The 22003-nt window shown below is 68.7% G+C and carries 21 protein-coding genes; all 21 read left to right on the top strand.

Going from position 1 to position 22003, the window contains the following annotated elements; translation table 11 throughout:
• The first annotated feature begins 18 nt into the window (after window positions 1–18).
• The 21 genes from ABL840_RS11905 (at window position 19) to tssK (ending at window position 21999) form a co-directional block, all read left to right on the top strand.
• Window positions 19–861: a thymidylate synthase gene (locus tag ABL840_RS11905; protein ID WP_093301006.1), complete on the top strand. Its 843-nt coding sequence runs from the start codon at window positions 19–21 to the stop codon at window positions 859–861.
• Between the two features lie 14 nt (window positions 862–875).
• Window positions 876–1397: a dihydrofolate reductase gene (locus ABL840_RS11900; RefSeq protein WP_093199295.1), complete on the top strand. Its 522-nt coding sequence runs from the start codon at window positions 876–878 to the stop codon at window positions 1395–1397.
• A 4-nt stretch (window positions 1398–1401) separates the two neighbouring features.
• Window positions 1402–2544 (top strand): phosphatidate phosphatase App1 family protein, encoded by a 1143-nt coding sequence (locus ABL840_RS11895; RefSeq protein ID WP_093301007.1) that lies wholly within the window; start codon window positions 1402–1404, stop codon window positions 2542–2544.
• A 195-nt stretch (window positions 2545–2739) separates the two neighbouring features.
• Window positions 2740–2979 carry a hypothetical protein gene (locus ABL840_RS11890; RefSeq protein WP_093199289.1) on the top strand — a complete coding sequence of 80 codons (240 nt, stop codon included), beginning with the start codon at window positions 2740–2742 and terminating at the stop codon, window positions 2977–2979.
• Window positions 2980–3461: 482 nt separating this feature from the next.
• Complete coding sequence (gene tssB / locus ABL840_RS11885) at window positions 3462–4043, top strand: type VI secretion system contractile sheath small subunit (RefSeq protein WP_093199286.1); 582 nt, start codon at window positions 3462–3464, stop codon at window positions 4041–4043.
• A gap of 58 nt (window positions 4044–4101) precedes the next feature.
• Entirely contained in the window at window positions 4102–5601 is a 1500-nt protein-coding gene (gene tssC, locus ABL840_RS11880) for a type VI secretion system contractile sheath large subunit (RefSeq protein ID WP_093199283.1), read from the top strand.
• A gap of 50 nt (window positions 5602–5651) precedes the next feature.
• Window positions 5652–6134 carry an Hcp family type VI secretion system effector gene (locus tag ABL840_RS11875; RefSeq protein WP_093199281.1) on the top strand — a complete coding sequence of 161 codons (483 nt, stop codon included), beginning with the start codon at window positions 5652–5654 and terminating at the stop codon, window positions 6132–6134.
• A 32-nt stretch (window positions 6135–6166) separates the two neighbouring features.
• Window positions 6167–6631 (top strand): type VI secretion system baseplate subunit TssE, encoded by a 465-nt coding sequence (gene tssE, locus ABL840_RS11870; protein WP_093301009.1) that lies wholly within the window; start codon window positions 6167–6169, stop codon window positions 6629–6631.
• 10 nt (window positions 6632–6641) lie between these two features.
• Entirely contained in the window at window positions 6642–8423 is a 1782-nt protein-coding gene (gene tssF / locus ABL840_RS11865; protein WP_093199653.1) for a type VI secretion system baseplate subunit TssF, read from the top strand.
• Window positions 8387–9427, top strand: a complete 1041-nt coding sequence (tssG, locus tag ABL840_RS11860) for a type VI secretion system baseplate subunit TssG (protein ID WP_093301011.1) — start codon at window positions 8387–8389, stop codon at window positions 9425–9427. Before tssF ends, tssG begins: the two co-directional genes overlap by 37 nt.
• Window positions 9428–9444: 17 nt before the next feature.
• Window positions 9445–12192, top strand: a complete 2748-nt coding sequence (tssH, locus tag ABL840_RS11855; protein ID WP_093301013.1) for a type VI secretion system ATPase TssH — start codon at window positions 9445–9447, stop codon at window positions 12190–12192.
• 17 nt (window positions 12193–12209) lie between these two features.
• Complete coding sequence (locus ABL840_RS11850; RefSeq protein ID WP_418116254.1) at window positions 12210–14156, top strand: type VI secretion system Vgr family protein; 1947 nt, start codon at window positions 12210–12212, stop codon at window positions 14154–14156.
• 8 nt (window positions 14157–14164) lie between these two features.
• Window positions 14165–14893, top strand: coding sequence for a toxin-antitoxin system YwqK family antitoxin (locus ABL840_RS11845; RefSeq protein WP_093301015.1), 729 nt, complete (start codon window positions 14165–14167; stop codon window positions 14891–14893).
• Between the two features lie 3 nt (window positions 14894–14896).
• Window positions 14897–15286 (top strand): DUF4280 domain-containing protein, encoded by a 390-nt coding sequence (locus ABL840_RS11840; RefSeq protein WP_093199265.1) that lies wholly within the window; start codon window positions 14897–14899, stop codon window positions 15284–15286.
• Window positions 15287–15330: 44 nt separating this feature from the next.
• Window positions 15331–15570 (top strand): hypothetical protein, encoded by a 240-nt coding sequence (locus ABL840_RS11835; RefSeq protein WP_093301017.1) that lies wholly within the window; start codon window positions 15331–15333, stop codon window positions 15568–15570.
• A gap of 17 nt (window positions 15571–15587) precedes the next feature.
• Window positions 15588–16622: an ABC transporter substrate-binding protein gene (locus ABL840_RS11830; RefSeq protein ID WP_093301019.1), complete on the top strand. Its 1035-nt coding sequence runs from the start codon at window positions 15588–15590 to the stop codon at window positions 16620–16622.
• A 24-nt stretch (window positions 16623–16646) separates the two neighbouring features.
• Window positions 16647–17921, top strand: a complete 1275-nt coding sequence (locus ABL840_RS11825) for a dicarboxylate/amino acid:cation symporter (RefSeq protein WP_093199247.1) — start codon at window positions 16647–16649, stop codon at window positions 17919–17921.
• Between the two features lie 13 nt (window positions 17922–17934).
• A complete protein-coding gene (locus tag ABL840_RS11820) occupies window positions 17935–18669 on the top strand; it encodes an aspartate/glutamate racemase family protein (protein WP_093301021.1) in 735 nt (244 codons plus the stop codon).
• Entirely contained in the window at window positions 18642–20126 is a 1485-nt protein-coding gene (locus tag ABL840_RS11815; protein WP_418116253.1) for a dicarboxylate/amino acid:cation symporter, read from the top strand. Before ABL840_RS11820 ends, ABL840_RS11815 begins: the two co-directional genes overlap by 28 nt.
• On the top strand, window positions 20123–20599 hold the full coding sequence (locus ABL840_RS11810) for a hypothetical protein (protein ID WP_093301025.1): 477 nt from the start codon (window positions 20123–20125) through the stop codon (window positions 20597–20599). Before ABL840_RS11815 ends, ABL840_RS11810 begins: the two co-directional genes overlap by 4 nt.
• A 59-nt stretch (window positions 20600–20658) precedes the next feature.
• The gene (gene tssK / locus ABL840_RS11805) at window positions 20659–21999 is read left to right on the top strand and encodes a type VI secretion system baseplate subunit TssK (protein WP_093301026.1); all 1341 of its coding nucleotides are present in this window, start codon (window positions 20659–20661) and stop codon (window positions 21997–21999) included.
• Window positions 22000–22003 lie beyond the last annotated feature (4 nt).

The following is a 22003-nucleotide window of genomic DNA, read 5'->3' as shown; positions in this document are numbered from 1 at the left end:
CCCGGAAGCCCCTCCCCCATGACCTCCACGCCCGCCCGCCCCGTCCGCTCCCAGTACGAAGATTTCATGCGCCATGTCGACACCCATGGCGTCTTCAAGAGCGACCGCACGGGCACGGGCACCAAGAGCGTGTTCGGCCACCAGATGCGCTTCGACCTGAACGAGGGCTTTCCGCTGGTCACCACGAAGAAGGTGCACCTGAAGTCCATCATCCAGGAACTGCTGTGGTTCCTCACCGGATCGAGCAACAACAACTGGCTCAAGGAGCGCGGCGTCACCATCTGGGACGAATGGGCGCGCGAGGACGGCGACCTGGGCCCGGTGTACGGCGTTCAATGGCGCAGCTGGCCCACGCCTGAGGGCGGCCACATCGACCAGATCGCCGAAGTCATCAAGACGCTGAAGACCAACCCCGATTCGCGCCGCATCATCGTGAGCGCGTGGAACGTGGCCGAACTCTCGAAGATGGCGCTCATGCCCTGTCACGCCTTCTTCCAGTTCTACGTGGCGCCGCCTCAGGCCGAGGGCGAACGCGGCAAGCTCAGCTGCCAGCTCTACCAGCGCAGCGCAGACATCTTCCTTGGCGTGCCCTTCAACATCGCGAGCTACGCGCTGCTCACGCACATGATCGCGCAGCAGTGCGACCTCGACGTGGGCGACTTCATCTGGACCGGCGGCGACTGCCACATCTACAGCAATCACGCAGAGCAGGTGGCGCTGCAGCTCAGCCGCACGCCCTACCCCTACCCCACGCTGAACATCAAGCGCAAGCCGGCGTCCATCTTCGACTACCAGTACGAGGACTTCGAGGTGCTCGACTACCGGCACCACGAAGCCATCAAGGCACCGGTGGCGGTGTGAGCGGCGCGAGTGGAATGAGCAAGCCCCGCATCAACCTCATCTTCGCCCGCGCCGCCAACGGCGTGATCGGCGTGAACAACACCATTCCCTGGCACATCCCGGAGGACATGGCGCACTTCAAACAGCAGACCGCGGGTGCGCCGGTGATCATGGGCCGCAAGACCTGGGACTCGCTGCCGCCGCGCTTCCGCCCGCTGCCGGGCCGGCGCAACATCGTCGTCACGCGGCAGGCCGGCTGGCAGGCCGAGGGCGCGCATCGCGCGGGCAGCCTGCAGGAGGCGCTGTCGCTGTGCGAATCGCCGGAGGTCGACACCGCCTGGGTAATCGGCGGCGCGCAGATCTACGCCGAGGCCGAGCCGCTCGCGCAGCGCGCGGTGGTGACCGAGGTCGCGCGCGACTACGAAGGCGATGCCTACGCACCGGAACTCGATGCCGCCTCCTGGCGCGAGACGCAGCGCGAATCGCATGTCTCGGCCAAGGAAGGCCTGGGCTTCAGCTTCGTGACCTACGAGCGCGTCGCCCCCGCGACGAAGTGAAGCGATGAACGGCCCCGCTGCGCACCGGCCGACCCTGCCCGGCCCGCGGCGCCGTTCGGTGTTGGCGGGCGCGGCACTGCTCGCGGGACTCGCGCCGATGCGGGCGCTGCAGGCCGCGGAGCCTCTGGAGCCCGACGAAGAGGCACTCTTCATGACGGGCATCGCGCGCCCCACGATCGATGGCCGGCTCGAAGTCGACATCCACGCCTGGATCTTCGAGCGCGAACGCCGCTGGGGCCTCGACACTGCCCTCGCGCGCTATCTCGGCCTGAGCCTGAAGAAGCTCTCTCCCGCCGCGCGCCTGCGCTTCAGCCAGCGCACGGCGCTGTTCCATGCGGAGTCGGAAGAAGACAAGGTGATCGACGTCGCCTTCGACAACAGTTCCGATCGCGTGACGATGCCCGCCTCGGGCAAGGACGGCCGCACCAACCTCCGCATCGTGATCGACGTGCCGCGCGCACCGTTGCTGCCCACCTCGCCCTCGCCGCGCGAGTGGGTGCAGTTCCATGGCGTGACGGGCCCGGGCGAGCTGCTGCACCGCTTCAGGGGCCAGGCGCTCGTCGTGCCCGCGCAGGGCGTATCGGTCATCTCGGACATCGACGACACCATCAAGCGCACACAGGTGCGCGACCGGCGCGAGATGCTGCTCAACACCTTCGCGCGCCGCTTCGAGGCGGCACCGCGCATGGCGGGCTGGTACCGCGAACTCGCGAAGACACCCGACACGCGCTTTCACTATCTCTCGGCGAGCCCCATACAGCTGTACCCCGCGCTCTCGGATTTCATCCGCGCCTCGGACTTTCCCGCGGGCAGCATGCACCTGCGCGAGAGCACGACCTGGCGCACGCTGATTCCCGGCGAGGACGATTCGCGCGGGCACAAGCTCGGCGTGATCGAGCGGCTGCTCGCCGAATTTCCGCAGCGGCGCTTCGTGCTGGTGGGCGATTCGGGCGAGGCCGATCCCGAGATCTACGCGCAAACGTTTCGCTCGCATCCGCAGCGCATCGACAGCATCGTGATACGCGACGTGACCGGCGAGAGCCGCACCTCCGATCGCTATCGCGCGACCTTCGAAGACATCGATCCGGTCCGGTGGCATGTCGTGATGCCCGACACCACCGCGTGGCCCGTCCAGGCCGTCAGCTAGCGGCGCGACGACGCGAAAAACTGGTCAGCCCACAGGCAGGTTGCCGGAAACAAACTGGCACCTTCGTCGCCTCCACGGCGCGAAAGGAACACTTCGGTACACGCGAAGAAAGGCACGCGCAGCGCAGGGTTTAGACAACGCTAATTGTTTGTGCGCACAATGTCCGCAACGCCCTCAACCAAAAGGAGACGGCTCATGTCCATGGAATTTCTTCGGGCTATCGCCGAGCAGAAATTGCCATATGTCATCCACACGCCGGCGGACATCGACAGGGTCCGCGTGCTGCGTGCGGCGGAGTTGGTGACGGCCTTCATCCCGCCTTCGGATCGCGCCCCCGACGTGCGCGCGATTCAACAGCTCGCCCAGGTCGAGTCGATCACGGCCAAGGGCAGGCTGGCGCTCAACAAGGCCACCTCGGCATTCATCGAGCTCTAGGCAAACGCGGAAAGCGCCGCGGCGTTTTCCTCCGCGCAAGCCTCCTCTTTCATGCCGCCGCCATGGCTGCGGCGCCTCCATTCCGGCTGTTACAAATAGCCCTCTTTTTTCGCGTGCACTGACCGGCTCGCGAACACTCCACGCCCCTCCTCTCATGCCATCCGCGCGGCCGGATGCGCCTGCTCGCGCGCCGATTCGGTAGCACGCCGGCCATTTGCATGTCAATTACGTGACGAAACCCTCAAAAGAGGAGTTTTTGGGTACGCAATCTCTTGCTTTTTCATCGACTGCTAACCGTGACATGGGGTACCTACCCAATTCTGGGGATTGTTAGCAGATATCTCGATTTGTATCTTTCGTGCCGTCTTTGATGCATTGCCGGGACTGCAACGGCAACGGACCGCGCGCCGCCCGACCAGGCGACGGGCGTCGAAAACCGCAACGAGTGTTCTTGTCACATCAACCTTTTCTGAGAGCGAAAAATGTCGAATAGCCTGCAAAAATGGGTTGGACGCAATCGTCCGCCGCGCGTCCAGATCACCTACGACGTCGAGATCGGCGACGCAGTCGAGAAGAAGGAGCTGCCGCTGGTGGTGGGCCTGCTGGCCGACCTGTCCGGCCAGCCCGAGCAGCCGCTGCCGAAGCTCAAGGAGCGCCGCTTCGTCGAGATCGACCGCGACAACTTCGACGGCGTGCTCGGCAACATCTCGCCGCGCCTCGACCTCTCCGTGCCCGACACCATGAAGGGCGACGGCAACCTGAAGATCGAGCTGAACTTCAAGGAGTTCGCCGACTTCCATCCCGAAGCCATCGTGAGCCAGGTGCCCCGCCTGGCCAAGCTGCTCGAGGCACGCCAGCAGCTGCGCGACCTGCTCGCCAAGCTCGACGGCAACGACGAACTCGACGGCCTGCTCGAGCGCGTGGTCCAGAACAGCGAAGACCTGAAGGCGGTCCAGAGCCAGGCCAGGGCCGAAGCCGGCGCCGCTTCGACGCAAGCCGCCGCGGCAGCGCCCGAAGCCGCGCAGACCCAATCGTCCCCCGAAGCCGAAGCACCGGCAGCGTGATCAACCACGCCGGCGCCGCGCCTGCGCGCGACCCGGCACTTCATGAATGGTGATAGAGATGGCCAACAAATCCAAGGCAGCCGAAGCCGGCAGCGCAGCAACCACCGTCACGACCAGTGACCTGAGCCTGCTCGACAAGATCGTCTACGAAGGCAACATGACGACGGAGCCCTCGCAGGGCGCCTACGCGAAGAAGCTGATCGGCCAGCTGGCTTCGCAGATCCTCGACGAAGGCATGAAGACCAGCCCCGACAAGGGCGTGGTCACGCTGATCAACGAGCGCGTCGCCGAAATCGACCGCCTGCTGACCGACCAGCTCAACGCGATCCTGCACGCCGCCGAGTTCCAGGCCCTCGAAGCCTCGTGGCGCGGCCTGCACGACCTGGTGTTCGGCACCGAGACCGGCAGCAACCTGAAGCTGCGCCTGCTCAACGTGAGCAAGAAGGACCTGCTGAAGGACCTGGAGACCGCCGTCGACCACGACACCAGCGTGCTCTTCAAGAAGATCTACGAAGAGGAATACGGCACCTACGGCGGCCACCCCTACTCGCTGCTGATCGGCGACTACTACTTCGGCCGCCACCCGCAGGACATCGCACTGCTGGAGCGCATCTCCCGCGTGGCCGCCGCCGCGCACGCGCCCTTCATCGCCGCGGCCGCTCCCGCCCTGTTCGACTTCAAGTCGTTCACCGAGCTGGGCATTCCGCGCGACCTGTCCAAGACCTTCGAGAGCGCCGAGCTCGCCTCGTGGCGCGGCTTCCGCGAATCGGAAGACTCGCGCTACGTGTCGCTGGTGCTGCCCAGCTACGCGGCCCGCCTGCCCTACGGCGCCAAGACCATTCCCGTGGAGAACTTCAACTACGAGGAAGACGTGGACGGCACCGACCACGGCAAGTACCTGTGGGCCAACGCGGCCTACCAGCTGGGCCTTCGCATCACGCAGGCGCACTCGCTGTACGGCTGGACCACCGCCATCCGCGGCGTGGAAGGCGGCGGCAAGGTCGACGGCATGGTGGCTCACGCCTACAAGACGGACGAAGGCGACATCGCCCTGAAGCCGCCGACGGAAGTGACCATCACCGACCGCCGCGAGAAGGAGCTGAGCGACCTGGGCTTCATCGCCATCGTCAATTCCAAGGGCTCGAACACCGCCACCTTCTTCGGCGGCCAGACCGTGAACAAGCCCAAGGTGTACGACAAGGACGCGGCCAACGCCAACGCCGCCGTGTCGGCCCGCCTGCCCTACATCCTGGCCGCGTCGCGCTTCGCCCACTACCTGAAGGTGATCGTGCGCGACAAGATCGGCAGCTTCCAGACGCAGGCCGACATGCAGAAGCACCTGAACAACTGGGTCGCCAACTACGTGCTCGTGAGCCCGTCGGCGCCGCAGGCAATGAAGGCCAAGTACCCGCTGAGCCAGGCCCGCGTCGACGTGACCGAAGTGCCGGGCAAGCCGGGTTCGTACCGCGCCATCGCCTTCCTAAAGCCGCACTTCCAGCTCGAGGAACTCTCGGCCTCGATCCGCCTGGTGGCCGACCTGCCGGCCGCCGCGGCCTGACGCCCCACAACTTCTACGTCGACATACAGACAACCTGAAAGAACACGCACATGCCTATCTATCTCAAGATGCCAGGGGTCAAAGGTCAGACCCAGATCAAGGGCCACGAAGACCAGATGGAAGTCCAGAGCTTCCAGTTCGGTGCCGGCCTCGCCGTGACCGCGGGCACCTCCAACCAGGAACGCACCGCGGGCAAGCCCAGCTTCTCCGAAATCACGGTGACCCGCACGACCGACTCCGCCACGCCCCAGCTGCTGCAGAAGCTCGCCGGCGGCGAGGTGCTGGCGGGCGACACCGTCATCACCTTCCCGCGCGAGGACAAGAGCGGCCTGCTGCCCCTGATGGTGGTGACGCTGACCGACGTGATCCTCAGCGGCTTCTCGGTCTCCAGCGGCGGCGACCTGCCATCTGAAAGCATCTCCCTGAACTACGCGGCCATCAAGGTCGAGTACACGAAGCAGAAGGAAGAAGGCGGCCAGGAAGGCGTCGCACCGTTCGGCTGGGATATCTCGAAGAACGTCGCGGCCACCTGATGATGGCCCGACGCTGACACCCGGCGCCCACCGTGTCCGAACTCGTCAAAGGGGGCGTCACCCCCCTGTTCGACCGGCTGGCGTCGCCTCAGCAGTCCGAGCATGCCCGTGGAGGCGCGCATCTCGAGACGATGGAGTCCGTGCAGGACTCCATCGGCCGGGAGCTGCGCCGGCTGTTCAACACGCGCTCGCCGCTGTCGGCGGACGAGTACGCGCAAGGCAGCGGCACGGTGCTGGAGTACGGCATTCCCGATTTTTCCTCGCTCAGCGCACAGAACGCAGCCGACCTGCAGCAGTTGGCGGCGCTGCTGCGCACGGCCGTTTCGCGCTACGAACCGCGCCTCACCGACGTGAGCGTGCAGGTGAGCGCCGCGGCCAACCGGCACGAGGTGGCGCTGGTGCGCATCGGCGCGCAGGCGCGCGCCGGGCTCGCCCTGCGCCGCGTGGACTTCGAGATGCTGCTCGGCGCGCCGGACAGCCTGATGAAAGTCGCCTGACGTGTCCGACATACAGCACAGCGACCTGCTGCAGTACTACAAGCGCGAGCTTTCCTACCTGCGCGGACAGGGCGCGGACTTCGCGCAGCGCTATCCCAAGGTCGCATCGCGCCTCTCGCTGCACGGCGGCGAATCGCTCGACCCCCACACCGAACGGCTGATCGAGTCGGTGGCCTTCCTGTCGGCGCGCGTGCACCGCGACCTCGACCAGGAATTTCCCGACGTCGCCTACGCCCTGCTCGACAACCTCTGCCCTTCGCTGGTGCAGCCCCTGCCCTCGATGTCGGTGGCGCAGTTCGGGCTCGATCCCGCGCAGGGCAAGGTCACGGCGGGCTTTCGCGTGCCGCGCCACACCGTGCTGCATGCGCGCACCTCGCCGCACGCGCCGGGGGCATCGTCGCAGGACTGCCGCTTCCGCACCGCCTGGGACACGCTGCTGTGGCCGCTGCGCATCGCGCACGCCGCCATCGATGCCGACGCGGTGCTGCGCCTGGTGCTCGAATGCGAGGCCGAGGCGGATTTCTCCGCGCTGGAGATCGAAAGCCTGCGCATCCACCTGCAGGGCGACTGGATGACCACCATGCCGCTGTACGACGCACTGGTGTCGGGCGTGAAGTCGGTCACCGTCATTCCCGAAGGCGGCATGCCGCAGGTGCTGCCGGCCGACGCATGGCGCGAGGTCGGCTTCGCCGAGGGCGAGGAAGTGCTGCCGCAGCCCGCCAACGCGCAGCCCGCCTACGGCCTGCTGCAGGAGTACTTCGCGTTCCCGCGCAAGTTCCATTTCTTCGACCTGCATCACCTGCGCTCGCGCCTGGGCAGCGGCAGGCGCTGCGAGCTGGCGTTCCAGCTCGACCGCTCAACGCGCGCGCTGCGCTACATCGACGCCGAGAACTTCCAGCTCGGTTGCACGCCCATCGTCAACCTGTTCCCGCGCGTGAGCGAGCCGCTGGCGATGGACCAGCGCCACTACGAATACCTGCTGGTGCCCGACCGCCAGCGCGACGCCACCACCGAGGTGCACTCCATCGTCTCGGTGGTCGCCTCGGACCCGGACGCCGACAAGCCCGTCGACGTGCCGGGCTTCGCCGCGTTGGGCCACGTCGACGGCGCCAGGGGCACGCAGGAGGCGGTGTTCTGGTCCGCGCGGCGCGAGCCCTGCCTGCGCCAGAACATTCCCGGCACCGACGTCTTCCTGTCCTTCGTCGACCAGGGCAAGGCGCACACCCGGCCCGCGCAGCCCGTGGTCTACGCGCACCTGCTGTGCACCAATCGCCGCCTGGCCGAACAGGTGCCCGTGGGCGCACGCCTGCTGGCCGAAGGCCCGCCGCAGCCCACGCACGTGCGCTGCCTCTACGAACCCACCGCCCAGCGCGACCCGCCGCTGGGCAGCGAGACGCTGTGGCGGCTGGTGTCGCTGCTCACGCTCAACCACCAGTCGCTGGTCGATGGTTCCACCGGCCGCGAGCAGCTGCGCGAGATGCTGCTGCTGTTCGCCTCCGACAGCCGGCGCGACCATGCGCAGATCCGCGGCATCGCCGGGCTCACGGCGCGCGGCGTCACCGCGCACGTGGGCACCGAGGCCTGGCGCGGCTACTGCCGTGGCACGCAGGTCACGCTCGAATTCGAGGACGACGCCTTCGTCGGCGGCTCGCCGCTGATGATGTCGGCGGTGCTCGCGCGCTTCTTCGCGATGTACACCTCGGTCAACTCCTTCGTGCGCCTCGCGGTGCGCAGCGGCGAGGAGATTCGCAAGCAATGGGCGCCGATGACGGGCCGTCAGGTGGTGCTGTGATCGTCGAGGAACTCAGCGCCCGCCCGCAGGACTTCAACCTGTTCCAGGCCATCAGCCTGCTCGAGCGCGCCACGCCCGACGCGGTGCCCGTGGGCCGCTCGCAGGGCCCGCGCGAACGCGAGGCCGTGCGGCTGCATGCCTTCGTCTCGCTGGCCTTCGAGGCCAGCGACGTGCGCGCGGTCGGCACCCGCGCGCCCACCGGCGAGCCCTGGACGCTCACCACGCCCGCGCTCTCGCTGGCCGGCAGCGGCGGTCCGCTGCCGATGCCCTTCACCGAGATGCTGCTGGAACGCCGCCAGCAGCGCGACCACGCCACGGCGGACTTCCTCGACATCTTCAACCACCGCTTCCTGGCCTTCCTGTACCGCAGCCGCCGCAAGCACCACGTCGCGCTCAATCCGCAGTCGCCCTCGCGCTCCACGCTGGCCGCCACGCTCGACGCCGCCAGCGCACTGGGCCTGCGCGCCGGCGTGCGCGCACCCGACGGCTCCGCGCTGTGGCTGCGCCATGCCGGCCTGCTCGGCGGTGCGCCGCGCGGCATGACGGCGCTGTTGGCGCTGCTGCGCGACCGCCTCGGTGTGCAGGTGGATGGCACGCAATTCCGCGGCCGCTGGCTGACGCTGGAACCCGATGCATCGGCGCGGCTCGACATGCGCCAGCCGCTGGGCGGCGGCGCCGTGCTTGGCAAGCGCGTGTGGGACCAGGGCGCGGGCATCCGGCTCGTCTTCAGCGAGCTGAGCCAGCAGCGGCTGCGCGACCTGCTGCCGCGCGGTGCCGACCACGCGCTCGCCAAGTGGCTGGTGCGCCGCTTCATCCCGCAGGACCTGAAGGTCGAGATGGAACTCCGGCTGGCGCCCGCCGAGAGGCGCAGCAGCGTGCTCGGCGCCGCCAACCCCATGCGCCTGGGCTGGACCTCCTGGGTCGCCGGGCCGGGCTTCCGCGGCACGCTGCCGCCCGTTCAACACACCCTGACCAGCGACGGCGGCGACGCGCCCCACGGCTGATCCGACCACTCTCTTTTATGGACATCGACATCCGCACCCTGCTCGGCCGGCTCAACCCGGAATGCAAGCGCGCCATGGAACAGGCCGCCGAGCTGTGCGTGCAGCAGACGCACTACAACGTCGACATCGAACACCTGCTGATGAAGCTGGTGGACAACGAGGCGCCTGACCTGCGACTGGTGTTCGGCCGCTTCGGCATCCGGCCCGACGCGGTGCAGGCGCAGCTGCAGAAGTCGCTCGACACCTTCAAGCGCGGCAACGGCCGCACGCCGAGCCTGGCACCCGATTTCGCGCCGCTCTTCCAGGAAGCCTGGCTCATGAGTTCGATGCTGCTGGGCCAGCAGCACGTGCGTTCGGGCACGCTGATGCTGGCGCTGCTCGAGGTCGACCGCCTGCGCGGCCGGCTGGTGGACGCCGCGCCCGCGCTGCTGCAGATTCCGCGCGGCTCGCTGCGCGACGAGCTGGCCGGCCTGCTGCAGTCCTCGCCGGAAGACGCGGCGGGTGCGGCACTGGCCGCCGCGCCGATCGCACCGGCGCCCTCCGCCCACTCCGCCCCTGCAACGAACCAGCCTGCCGCGCCGCAACCCGCGCCCGAAGCCGGCGCGATGCAGATGCCCACCGCGCGCCGCAGCAGCTCGGCCACGCCTTCGCTCGACCAGTACACGGTCGACATGACGCAGCTCGCACGCGACGGCGCCATCGACCCCATCCGCGGCCGCGACGGCGAGATCCGCCAGATCATCGACGTGCTGCTGCGCCGCCGCCAGAACAACCCCATCCTCACCGGCGAGGCCGGCGTGGGCAAGACAGCCGTGGTCGAAGGCTTCGCGCAGCGCGTGGTGCAGGGCGACGTGCCGCCCGCGCTGCGCCAGGTGTCGGTGCGCTCGCTCGACCTTGCGCTGCTGCAGGCGGGTGCCGGCGTGAAGGGCGAGTTCGAGAACCGGCTCAAGTCGGTCATCGCCGAGGTCAAGGCCTCGCCCACGCCGGTGATCCTGTTCATCGACGAGGCGCACCAGCTCATCGGCGCGGGCGGCGCCGAGGGCCAGGGCGATGCGGCCAACCTGCTCAAGCCGGCGCTGGCGCGCGGCGAGCTGCGCACCATCGCCGCGACCACCTGGGCCGAGTACAAGAAATACGTTGAGCGCGACCCGGCGCTCGCGCGCCGCTTCCAGGTCGTGAAAGTCGAGGAGCCGAGCGAGGAAGTCGCCATCGACATGCTGCGCGGCATGGTCGAGACGCTGGAGAAGCACCACGGCGTGGAGATCGTCGACGACGCGGTGCGCGAGGCCGTCAAGCTCTCGCACCGCTACATCACCGGCCGCCAGCTGCCCGACAAGGCCATCAGCGTGCTCGACACAGCCTGCGCGCGCGTGTCCATCGGGCAGAACGGGCTGCCGGCCGAACTCGAATCGGCGGCGCGCGACATCGCCACGGGCGAGAGCGAACTGCGCGTGCTGCGCCATGAAGCGGCCACGGGAGGCGACCACCAGGAAGCCATTGCCGCGCTCTCGGCGCGGCTCGACACGCTGCGCCAGAAGCACAAGCGCCTGTCGGACAAGGTCGACGAGGAAAAGCACGCGGTGATGGAGATCGTCGCGCTGCGCCGAAAGATCGCCGACAGCCTGCGCAGCGACGCGCCGCCGGCCGACGAGGAGAACGAGCCCGCCCTGCTCACCGCCGCGCTGCGCCGGCTGGAGAAAGGCCTGGAGGCGCTGCAGAACGACGAGCCCATGGTGCCCGTGTGCGTCGACGGCACGATGGTGGCCGAGGTCATCTCCGACTGGACCGGCATCCCGGTCGGCAAGATGATGACCGACGAGCTTCACACGGTGCTCAACCTGAAAGAGAAGCTCGCCGAGCGCGTGGTCGGGCAGGACGACGCGCTCGACGCCATCGCGCGGCGCGTGCGCACCTTCCGCGCCGACCTCGACGACCCCGGCAAGCCCGTGGGCGTGTTCATGCTGGTGGGCCCGAGCGGCGTGGGCAAGACCGAGACAGCCTTCGCGCTGGCCGACCTGCTGTACGGCGGCGAGCGCAACGTCATCACCGTGAACATGTCGGAGTTCCAGGAGGTGCACACCGTCTCCAGCCTCAAGGGCGCGCCGCCCGGCTACGTGGGCTACGGACGCGGCGGCGTGCTCACCGAGGCGGTGCGCCGTCGGCCCTACAGCGTGGTGCTGCTCGACGAGATGGAGAAGGCGCACCCTGACGTGCTGGAGCTGTTCTTCCAGGTGTTCGACAAGGGCACCATGGAAGACGGCGAAGGCGTGCAGATCGACTTCAAGAACACGCTGATCCTGCTGACCTCCAACGCGGCGCAGGACGTGATCACGCAGGCATCGCAGGGCGGGCGCAGGCCCGATCCCGAGGAACTCGTGGAGCGGCTGCGCCCCGAGCTGCTCAAGCAGTTCAGCCCCGCCTTCCTCGGCCGGCTGGCGCTGGTGCCCTATCACCATCTGGGCGACGGGCAGATCCGCTCCATCGTCAATCTCAAGCTGGGCAAGCTGGCGCGGCGCTTCGCGCTGAACCATCACGCCGAGTTCACCTGGGACACGCAGGTGGAAGACGCCATCACCGCGCGCTGCACCGAGGTGGACAGCGGCGCGCGCAACATCGACCACATCCTGGCCCACGCGGTGCTGCCCGAGCTCTCGCGCCAGGTGCTGGAGCGCATCTCGATGGCCGCCGCCTTCACCGCGGTGCACATGGGCGTGGGCGCCGACGGCGCCTTCGCCTTCGGCTTCGAGCCGTCCACGCTGAGCTGAGCCGAGCCGACGAAGCAATGAACATGCGCGAAGGCTTCACCCAGCACGCCGCCTTTCTGACGGTGAAGACCGCGTTCGGGCCCGACACGCTGCTGCTGGAATCGTTCCAGGCCACCGAGGGCCTGTCGCAGCTCTTCGCCTGCTCGCTGACCATGCGCTCCTCCGACGACGCGCTGGATTCCGCCACCGTGATCGGCACCTCGGCGACGGTCGTGCTGCAGCGGCCCGAGAAGGAAAGCCGCTTCTTCAACGGCATCGTCTCGCGCTTCACCTACATGGGCAGCAACCGCGACTTCGCGACCTACACGCTCGAACTCGTGCCGCGCATGTGGCTGCTCACGCTGGGCCGCGACCGCGTGATCTACCAGAACATGAGCACGCCGGACATCGTGCAGAAGGTGCTCGGCGACTTCGGCGTGAGCTTCGCGCTACAGCTCAGCGGCACCTACACGCCGCGCGAGTACTGCGTGCGCTACGACGAGACGGCCTTCGACTTCGTCTCGCGCCTGATGGAAGAGGAAGGCATCTTCTACTTCTTCACCTTCGCGGACGGCGAGCACACGCTGGTGCTGGCCGACGCCAACTCGGCCTGTACGCCGTGCCCGCACGCCGACAAGCTGGTCGTGCGCAGTTCCGAGGAAGGCTTCGCGCATGCCCACGCCGTCACCCGCTTCGAGTCCGACGCGCGGCTGGTGACCAAGGGCCAGGAAGTGGACGACTACGACTTCCTCACGCCCGACACCAGCCTGCTGAAGAAGGTCGAAGGCAAGACCGGGCGCGGCACGGACTACGAATATCCCTCGCGCGTGCCGCTGTCGGCAGGAGAGCCGCGCGCGCGCACCCGGCTGGAGGCGCACCAGAGCGGCAGCCAGTCCGGCCGCGGCGACAGCCATTGCCACTACCTCACGCCCGGCACCACCTTCACGCTGGAAGAGCATCCGCGCGCGGACCTCAACGCGCAGCACATGGTCCACAGCGTGCGGCACCACGCCGATCTCGAGCACTACGGCAACAGCTTCGAGACCCTGCCTCCCGCTCTGCCCTTCCGCCCGCCGCGCCTCACGCCGCGGCCGGTGGTGGCCGGCAGCCACACGGCGCGGGTGGTGGGCCCGGCCGGCGAGGAAATCTGGACCGACCAGCACGGGCGCATCAAGGTGCAGTTTCCGTGGGACCGCCTGGGCAAGAAGGACGAGAAAAGCTCCTGCTGGATCCGCGTCTCGCAGATGTGGGCCGGCGAAGGCTGGGGCGCGCTCTTCCTGCCGCGCATCGGGCAGGAGGTGGTCGTGAGCTACGTCGATGGCGACCCCGACCGGCCGCTGGTCTCGGGCAGCGTCTACAACGGCACGCACGCCACGCCGGTCGCCCTGCCGGGCAGTTCCTCGCAAAGCACCATCCGCTCGAACTCGACGAAGGGCGGCGGGGGCTTCAACGAGCTGCGCTTCGAGGACAAGAAGGGCTCCGAGGAGTTCTACCTGCACGCGCAGAAAGACATGCTGGTGGAGATCGAGAACGACCTCACCACCACCGTGAAGGCCGGCAACGAGCTGCACACCGTCACCAAGGGAAATCGCACCGTCAAGGTCGACACCGGCAACGAGACACACTCGGTGAAGGGCACGCGCGCGCTCGACGTCACGGGCAACGAGACGCACGACAACAAGGCGAACTTCACGCAGACGGTCACGGGCAACTACGAGCTCAAGGTCACGGGCAACCTGGTGATCGACGTGTCGGGCACGCTGCTCATCAAGTCGGCCCAGACGCTGGACCTGAAGGCCGGCACCGACCTGGGCGCCAACGCCGGCCTCAACTTCAAGGCAGAAGCCGGCGTGGCGCTGTCGGCCAAGGGCGGCGCCACGCTGTCGAACGAGGCGCCTTCCATCAGCAGCAAGGCCTCGGGCATGAACTCCGTCGAGGGCGGCGGCATGGTCACGCTCAAGGGCGGGCTGGTGAAGATCAACTGAGCGGCGCCATGGCACTTCCTTCCTCCCTCCCAGCCAAGGACCTCGCCGCCCTTCCTGCCGCCGTGGTGCGCGAGACGCTGGACGACGCCGGCCGGACGGTGGCGCGCGCCTCGTTCGTGGGCGAGCTGCCGCACGGGCCGATGCAGGTCTTCTCGGCGACGGGCAAGCCCGTGCTCGACGCCTCCTACCAGGCCGGCCTGCCCCACGGCGCGATGCGCATGTACGACGAACGCGGCCAGCTGCTGCAGGAAACGCAGCGCCTCGGCGGCCTGGCCGAAGGCGTCACGCGCAGCTACTACCCCAGCGGCAAGCTGATGCAGACGCGGCAGCACGTGCGCGGCGTGCAGCACGGCGAAGCGGTGTCGTATGCCGAATCGGGCGACGTCACGGCGCGGCTGCCCTACGCGGCAGGCCGCCTCGAAGGCGAGGCGAGCTACTTTCACGAAGGACGCATGGTGCGGCGCGAGCGCTACCGCGCCGGGCTGCTCGACGGCGAAGTCACCGACTACGCGCCGGACGGCGGCGTGGCGCAGTCGTCGACCTACGTGGCCAACGTGCTGCACGGCCCGCTGCGCCGCTACTGGCCCGGCGGGCAGCTGATGGAAGAGATCGCCTACCGCCAGGGCAAGCCGCACGGCAAGCCGCGCCGCTTCGACGAGGCGGGCCGCGAGATCGTGGAAACCGCCGCGTCGCCGGGCTTCATGAAGAGCCTGGAAAAGCTCGTGAGGGGAGGCTGAACCATGGGCATGCACGTCTGCATGGGAGCCACGCTGCAGTGCAGCTTCGGCGCGGCGCCGTCCAACCTCGTGGTGCTGCCCGTGAGCAGCGTGCTCACCGGTGGCACGCCGGGCGCCAACATCATGGACAACAAGCCGATCGTCAACATCCTGCCCTTCGGCACCTGCAACAGCATGTCGAACCCGATGGTGGCCGCGGCCACCGCCGCCGCGCTCGGCGCCTTCACGCCCATGCCCTGCATCCCGGTGACTGCCGCGCCCTGGGCGCCCGGCTCGCCCACGGTGCTGGTCGGCAACATGCCCGCGCTGCAGGACAGCTCGAAGCTCGCCTGCAACTGGGGCGGCGTGATCCAGGTGGTCGCGCCCGGGCAGTTCACTTCCATGGTTCCCTGACACGAACGACGAACGACGAACGAGCGGCACACACCGACCACCCCATGTCCCAATACGTTTTCACCATGAGCTCGCGCATGGTCGCCATCACGGCGGCCTGCCTGGTGCTGCTGTGCGTCCTCCTGTTCCTGATGGGCGTCGAGATCGGCAAGCTGCTGGCGCCCGCGCCGGTGCCCGCACCTGCTCCCGCGGCGGTGGCGCCTTCACAGCAGCAGCAACAGCCGCTGCCGCAATCCCCTTCGCCTTCCGCGCCGGCACCCGCTCCCACGGCCCCCACCCAATGACCAAACCCACTCCAAGCATGTCGAACAACGCACGACACCTCACGGGCATGCACAACGCGCTGCGGCGCCTTGCCCTTCCTGCCCTGCTGGCTCTGGCCGGCCTCAGCGCGGGCACGAGCGCCCTTGCCGCCGGCGAAAGGCCCGTGGCGCAGGGCACGCTCGCTGCACCTGCTGCTGCCGCTGCCGTGGTCGCGACGCCCGTCGTCGCGGCGCCCGCAGCCCCCGCGGCCGCCACCTTCGCAGTGGAGCCTGCCGCCGCACCCACGCCGCCCCCGGTGCTCACCAACGGCCTCGTGCGCGTACCCGACGGCCGCCTGCTCGCGCCCGACATCGCCCGCATCGTGATGCGCGGCGAACTGGTGGTGGCCATGCTCAAGGTCGACACGCCACCCTTTTTCTTCTTCGACGACGGCGGCCAGTGGACCGGTCTCGAGGTGGGCCTCGCGCAGTCGCTCGCCAAGGAACTCGGCGTGAAGCTGCGCTTCAACCGCGAGGCCGGCACCTTCAACGCGGTGGTCGACCTGCTGGCCAACGGCCAGGCCGACCTGGCCATCAGCAAGCTGTCGCGCACGCTGGCGCGCTCGCAGACCATCGCCTTCAGCGACGCGTACCTCACGCTGAACCACTCGCTGATCCTCAACCGCGTGAAGTTCGCGCAGCTCTCGCGCGGACGGCCGCTGCCGGAGGTCATCCGCAACTTCGACGGCAGCATCGGCGTGATCGCCAAGTCGTCCTTCGCCGACTACGCGCGCACCAACTTCCCGCACGCCAAGGTGCAGGAGTACCCCACCTGGAACGACGTGCTGGTGGCCGTGCACAAGGGCGAGATCGTGAGCGCCTACCGCGACGAGTTCGAGGTCAAGCGCGTGCTCAAGGCCGACCCCACCGTCTCGCTGGTGCTGCGCACCGTGACGCTGAAGGACCTGGAGGACACACTGGGCATCGGCGTGGCCGTGACCGACACCACGCTGCTGGCCTACGTCAACCAGTTCCTCGCGCAGCGCGCCGAGAAGCTGGACATCCAGAAGGTGCTGCAGGCACTCGACCGCTGAACGGCACAGGACACGCAAACCATCATGAATACCTCCAGGATCTACGCCTTCGTCCTCAACCCGTGGGTCGTGATCATCAGCCTCGGCGCCGGTGTCGCCTTCGGCATGCTCGCGCCCTTGCTCGCCACGCCGCTGGCCTTCGTTGGCGACATCTATGTCGACCTGCTGAAGATGATCACTCTGCCCTTCATGGTCTCCGCCGTGATCTTCAGCCTGCAGCGCCTGTTCCGCGACGGCGGCACGGCCAGCCTGCTGGGCCGCGTGGCGCTCGTGTTCCTCGGCTTCTCGGCCTTCGTGGCCATCGCGGGCGCGGTCACGCTGCTGATTCTTCGCCCCGGCGAGAACCTGCCCGCCAGCACCATGCAGACCTTCGGGCAGATCGTGGGCGGCGACCTCAGCGCCAGCGACACGGCCATGAACCTGCGCGGCGTGGACGAGGTCAAGAAGACCGCCAGCTTCGCAGACATGCTGGTGAGCCTGGTGCCCGCCAACATCTTCTCGGCGCTGGCCAACGGCGACACGCTGAAGACGCTGGTGTTCGCACTGCTGTTCGGCCTGGCCGTGGGGCATGTGCCCACGCGCATCTCCGACGGCCTCACGCAGGCGCTGGAGACCGTCTACCACGCCTGCCAGACGCTGATGCGGTGGCTGAGCTTCCCGCTGCCGGTGGTGCTGTTCTGCATGAGCGCGGCACAGCTGGGCAAGACCGGCATAGAGCCGCTGAAAGCGATGGGCGCCTTCGTGGTCGCCTTCCTCATCGTGTCGGCGCTGCTGCTGGCGGTGGCGGCGATCATCATCTGGAAGCGCTCCAACGGCACGCTCGGGCAGACGCTCAACGCCCTGCGCGGCCCCTTCGCGCTGGCGCTGGCCACGCGCAGCAGCGCCACCTGCATGCCGATCATGATCGAGAGCCTGGTCACGCGCCTGGGCTTCGCGCGCTCGCGGGTGGAGCTGCTGGTGCCGCTCACGGTGTCGCTGCTGCGCATCGGGCCGGTCGTGTACTACGTGTGCGCCACGCTCTTCATCGCGCAGATCTACGGTCGCTCGCTCACGCCGGTGGAGATCGGCATCGTGCTCACGTCCTCGGTGCTCGCCGGCTTCGCCTCGGCCGGCATGACGGGGCTGGTGACGGTGTCGCTCATCGGCATGACCTGCACCTACCTGGGCCTGCCCTTCGAGGCGGCCTTCATCCTGTTCCTGGCGGTGGACCCGGTGTGCGACATGCTGCGCACGCTGGTGCTGGTCATCGGCAACACCGCCGCCGTGGCCGTGGTGTGCCCGCGGCCTCTGAAGATCTAGGGAGCGCGCCTTCATGTCACGCATAGGCGTTCTCGGCGGCATGGGTCCATCGGCGACGGTGGACTTCATGGACAAGATCATCCAGCTCACGCCGGCCACGCGCGACCAGGAGCACCTGCCGGTGATCGTCGCGAACCTGCCGCACGTGCCGGACCGCTCCAGCGCCATCCTGGGCACCGGGCCCGACCCGCTGGACGCGCTGCTCTCCGGCATCGACGTGCTCAACGACGCCGGGGTGGGCGTCATCGCGATTCCGTGCAACTCGTCGCACCACTGGTACGCGCAGATCGCGGCGCACAGCCGCGCGCCGGTGATCCACATCGCGCAGTCGTGCGTGGCCGCCATCGCGACGGCATCGGACGACCGGCCGGTGCGCGTCGCGGTGCTCGCCACGCGCGGCGCGCTGGCCTCCGGCTTCTACCAGCATGCGCTGCGCGAGCGCGGCATCGACTTTCTCGTGCCCGACGCAGACACCGGCCAGGACCACGTGGACGCCTGCATCCGCGCCGTGAAGGGCGGCGACATCCAGGCTGGCGCGACCGCGTTCGGGCTCGCGCTGCAGGCGCTGGCCGCCACGGGCGCCACCGCCGTCATCATGGGCTGCACCGAGCTGCCCATCGCCGCGCAGGCTGCGCACGCCGCCGAACACACGCCGCTGACGCTGGTCGACAGCTCGCTGGAGCTGGCCCGCGCCACGGTCGCATTCGCGCTCGACAAGGGATGGAACAAGCCGACATGGGTTTCCTGACGCGCATGTCCCACAGCCTGCTCGCCCTGCTCCTGTGCATGGCGGCAGGCGCCGTCGCGGGCGTGTATGCGCCCGCGCTGGGCGACGTTGCGTACACGGCGGCACAGGTCTACCTGGCGATCGTGAGCATGGCGGCCATTCCGCTGCTGGTGGTGGCGACCTTCTTCGGCCTGCGCCAGACCATGGGGCTGCCCTTTCCGGGACGGCGCATCGCGATGATCGCGGGCCTCGCGCTGCTGCTGGTGGTGAGCTGCGCGGCCACCGGGCTGGCGCTGGGCTGGGTGAACGCACCGGGCGCGCACCTGGACGCCGAAGCGCGCGAGCACCTCGGCGAACTGGTGCAGCGGGCCGGCGACGGCGGCGACATCGAGATGCGCCTGCACGACAGCGGCACGCAGGCCACGCCCATCGAGCGCCCGCGCGCCACCGTGGTGCCCGACAACTTCTTCCGCGTGCTGGCCGAGGGCCGCTCGCTGGGCATCCTCTCGTGCGCGCTGCTGTTCGGACTGGCCTTCGCGGCGCTGGCGCGCACGCAGCATGCGGCGCTCAATCACATGTTCGAGGGCATCTACCGCACGCTCGAGCTCATCATCGCTCGCGCCAACATCCTGCTTCCGGTGGTGGCCTTCGGCATGTCGGCGCATGTGCTTTCGCAGACCGACGCGCTGACCATCCGCGCCATGAGCGGCTTCCTGCTGCACTTCGTCGTGCTGGTTGCGCTGCTGGGCGCGCTGGCCATCGCGGTGATTCACCGGCGCGGCAACCAGCCACTGGCCGAGGTGCTCCAGCACCTGAAGACGCCGATGCTGGTGAGCCTGATGTCGTCGAGCACCACGGCGAGCATTCCGCACACCATCGAGGCGATGAGCGCGCGCCTGGGCTTCAGCCGGGGCATCGTGGAACTGGTGGTGCCCACGGCCTCGGTGTTCCTGCGCGCGGGCTCGGCGCTGTACTACGTGCTGGCGGCGCTCTTCGTGGCGAACCTCTACGACCGCACGCTCAGCGCGGCCGACATCGGGATGATCGGCACGGGCGCGACCATCGCGGCCTTCGCCTCCGCCGGCAACAGCAGCCTCACCAACGTGGGCTACGCGGGCATCGTGCTGTCGATGCTGCAACTGCCGATCGAGGCGGCGCTGGCGCTGTTCCTGGCCATCGACCTCATCTGCGAGGGCCCGCGCAACCTGCTGACGCTGCTGGCCACCTGCGCGCTGATTTCCGTGGTGTCGGCCGGCCTGCCATCGGAGCGCGTGGCCGCTCCGGTCGCCGACGTGGCACCCGCGCAGCCGCTGCGCTTCGTGCTCACTCGCGGCAACGTCATGCTGCTCACCGGCTGCAGCGTGCTGGCCTCCGTGCTGATCCTGCTGATGGGCATCGCCGTGGGTGCGCGCCAGGCGCAGGCCTCCGCCATGCAGCACGCCACCGCCGCCGCGGCGAACCCAGGAATTTCGCGATGAACCGGACGAAGACATTTCTCAAGTGGATGGCGGCGCTGCTGCTCGCCGCGCAGCTGGCCGCATGCGGCAGCCTCTTTCCCAAGGGCACGCGCGTGAGCTGGAACGAGCTCACGCTGTCGGCCGCGCCCGGCGCCAACCAGAACAGCCCCGTGGCCGTCGACGTGGTGATGGTGCTGGACGACGCCATGCTCGCGCGCGTCACCGAGCTCACCGCCGCCAAGTGGTTCGGCGCGCGCGCCGACCTGCAGAAGACCTTTCCGCAGAGCCTGTCGTACCTCTCGTGGGAGCTGGTGCCGGGCCAGACGATCCGCGTGCCCGCCAGCGCCATCGGTTCGCCGCGCGTGGCGGCCGTGCTCGTCTTCGCGAACTACACAACGCCCGGCGCGAACCGCATCCGGGTGGAAGACCTCAAGGGCTCGATCGTGGCCCGCTTCGATGCACAGAGCTTCGACGTGTCCACCGCGCCACGCTGAACAACACGGATTCCTTCAAGTGAACAAAGAACTTCAATACAGCCGCGCGGGAGAACGCCATGTCTGACCTGCACCGCGCCGCCCCCATCACCGACCGCGTCGAATGGCACGAAGGCATGCTGCTGTCGCCGCAGCACTTCCAGCAGTTCTCCGCGCGCATGGACTCCCTCGTCGCCTGGCAGACGCTGGCCGCCGCCCCCTTCAGCTGGGGCGTTCGCCGCCTGGTGTTCGACCAGAGCCTGCTGCCCGTCGGGCTGCTGCGCGTGCTGGCGCTCGAAGCCATCCTGCCGGATGGCACCGCCGTGGAGTACTCGGCCGCCGAGGCCGTGCACGGCGCTCTCGAGCTGTCGCTCGCGCCGCATGCGGAACGGCTGGCCAACGAGCCGCTGGACATCTACCTCACGCTGCCGGTGACCGGCCCCAACCGGCATCGCGCCGCGACCGTGCGCTTCCGCTCGGTGGCCGGCGCGCCGGTGGAAGACGCGGTGTCCGACGCCGAGCCGGCGAACATCCCGCGCATGCTGCCGCGCCTCGCGCTCAGCGCCGGCACGGTGCCACCCGGCACGCACGTGCACCTGCGCCTGGGCCAGGTGTTCAAGGACAACGAGGTGGTGAAGCTCGGAGACGCGCAGCCGCCGCTGCTGGAGGTGGCGCGCGACAATCCGCTGTGGACGGCCGCGTCCGCTCTGCTCGGCCAGCTGCGCGGCAAGGCCGCCTTCGTGGCCAAGCAGACGGCCGTGCCCTCCTCGCGCATCGACGACCGCCTCGCGCACCTGGAGCTCAAGGACCGGCTGCGCAGCCTGCTGTCGGGCCTGCCGCATGCGGAGGCCGTGCTGCGCACGCCGCACCTGCATCCGCTGCCGATGTACTGGTCGCTGTACGCGCTGCTGGCCTCGCTGAGCCTGCTGCGTCCCGGCGGCGTGCCGCCGGTGCCGATGGACTACGACCACGCCGATCCTTCGCGCGTGTTCCAGCCGCTGCTGCTGGCGCTGCGCGACGCGGTGTCGGAGGTGAGCCAGGAGTACCGCGAGCACAAGTTCGATTTCCGCCAGGGCGCCTTCGAGACCACGCTGCAGCCGCAATGGGTGGCCGGCGCGCGCATCGTGGTCGGCCTGCGCGGCCAGTCCGACAAGGACCTTCTGGCCTGGATGGACAGCGCCATCGTCGGCTCGCAGTCGGCCTACCCCTCGCTGCGCGAGCGCCGCGTGCTGGGCGCGGTGCGCCGCTCCATCGAATCGGCCGACGAGCTCGGCCTGCGCCCCGGTTCGGGCTACCTGCTCTACGCGATCCAGACCAGCGCAGCGCTCACCGTTGCGGGCGAGCCGTTGGTGATCGCGAACGCCAACGAAGGCGCCACCGCCCAGCCGCCGCAGGAAATCGTCCTGTTCATCAAGGACTGAAGCC

Origin of the sequence: Variovorax sp. NFACC27 (assembly GCF_048301545.1) — a bacterium.
GTDB lineage: Bacteria > Pseudomonadota > Gammaproteobacteria > Burkholderiales > Burkholderiaceae_C > Variovorax > Variovorax gossypii.
This window is presented reverse-complemented; position numbering and strand designations above follow the sequence as displayed.

Coding starts and splice junctions, on each gene's coding strand:
- ABL840_RS11905 (WP_093301006.1), top strand. CDS start 19: ATGACCTCCACGCCCGCCCGCCCCGTCCGCTCCCAGTACGAAGATTTC.
- ABL840_RS11900 (WP_093199295.1), top strand. CDS start 876: ATGAGCAAGCCCCGCATCAACCTCATCTTCGCCCGCGCCGCCAACGGC.
- ABL840_RS11895 (WP_093301007.1), top strand. CDS start 1,402: ATGAACGGCCCCGCTGCGCACCGGCCGACCCTGCCCGGCCCGCGGCGC.
- ABL840_RS11890 (WP_093199289.1), top strand. CDS start 2,740: ATGTCCATGGAATTTCTTCGGGCTATCGCCGAGCAGAAATTGCCATAT.
- tssB (WP_093199286.1), top strand. CDS start 3,462: ATGTCGAATAGCCTGCAAAAATGGGTTGGACGCAATCGTCCGCCGCGC.
- tssC (WP_093199283.1), top strand. CDS start 4,102: ATGGCCAACAAATCCAAGGCAGCCGAAGCCGGCAGCGCAGCAACCACC.
- ABL840_RS11875 (WP_093199281.1), top strand. CDS start 5,652: ATGCCTATCTATCTCAAGATGCCAGGGGTCAAAGGTCAGACCCAGATC.
- tssG (WP_093301011.1), top strand. CDS start 8,387: ATGGGCGCCGATGACGGGCCGTCAGGTGGTGCTGTGATCGTCGAGGAA.
- tssH (WP_093301013.1), top strand. CDS start 9,445: ATGGACATCGACATCCGCACCCTGCTCGGCCGGCTCAACCCGGAATGC.
- ABL840_RS11850 (WP_418116254.1), top strand. CDS start 12,210: ATGAACATGCGCGAAGGCTTCACCCAGCACGCCGCCTTTCTGACGGTG.
- ABL840_RS11845 (WP_093301015.1), top strand. CDS start 14,165: ATGGCACTTCCTTCCTCCCTCCCAGCCAAGGACCTCGCCGCCCTTCCT.
- ABL840_RS11840 (WP_093199265.1), top strand. CDS start 14,897: ATGGGCATGCACGTCTGCATGGGAGCCACGCTGCAGTGCAGCTTCGGC.
- ABL840_RS11835 (WP_093301017.1), top strand. CDS start 15,331: ATGTCCCAATACGTTTTCACCATGAGCTCGCGCATGGTCGCCATCACG.
- ABL840_RS11830 (WP_093301019.1), top strand. CDS start 15,588: ATGTCGAACAACGCACGACACCTCACGGGCATGCACAACGCGCTGCGG.
- ABL840_RS11825 (WP_093199247.1), top strand. CDS start 16,647: ATGAATACCTCCAGGATCTACGCCTTCGTCCTCAACCCGTGGGTCGTG.
- ABL840_RS11820 (WP_093301021.1), top strand. CDS start 17,935: ATGTCACGCATAGGCGTTCTCGGCGGCATGGGTCCATCGGCGACGGTG.
- ABL840_RS11815 (WP_418116253.1), top strand. CDS start 18,642: ATGGAACAAGCCGACATGGGTTTCCTGACGCGCATGTCCCACAGCCTG.
- ABL840_RS11810 (WP_093301025.1), top strand. CDS start 20,123: ATGAACCGGACGAAGACATTTCTCAAGTGGATGGCGGCGCTGCTGCTC.
- tssK (WP_093301026.1), top strand. CDS start 20,659: ATGTCTGACCTGCACCGCGCCGCCCCCATCACCGACCGCGTCGAATGG.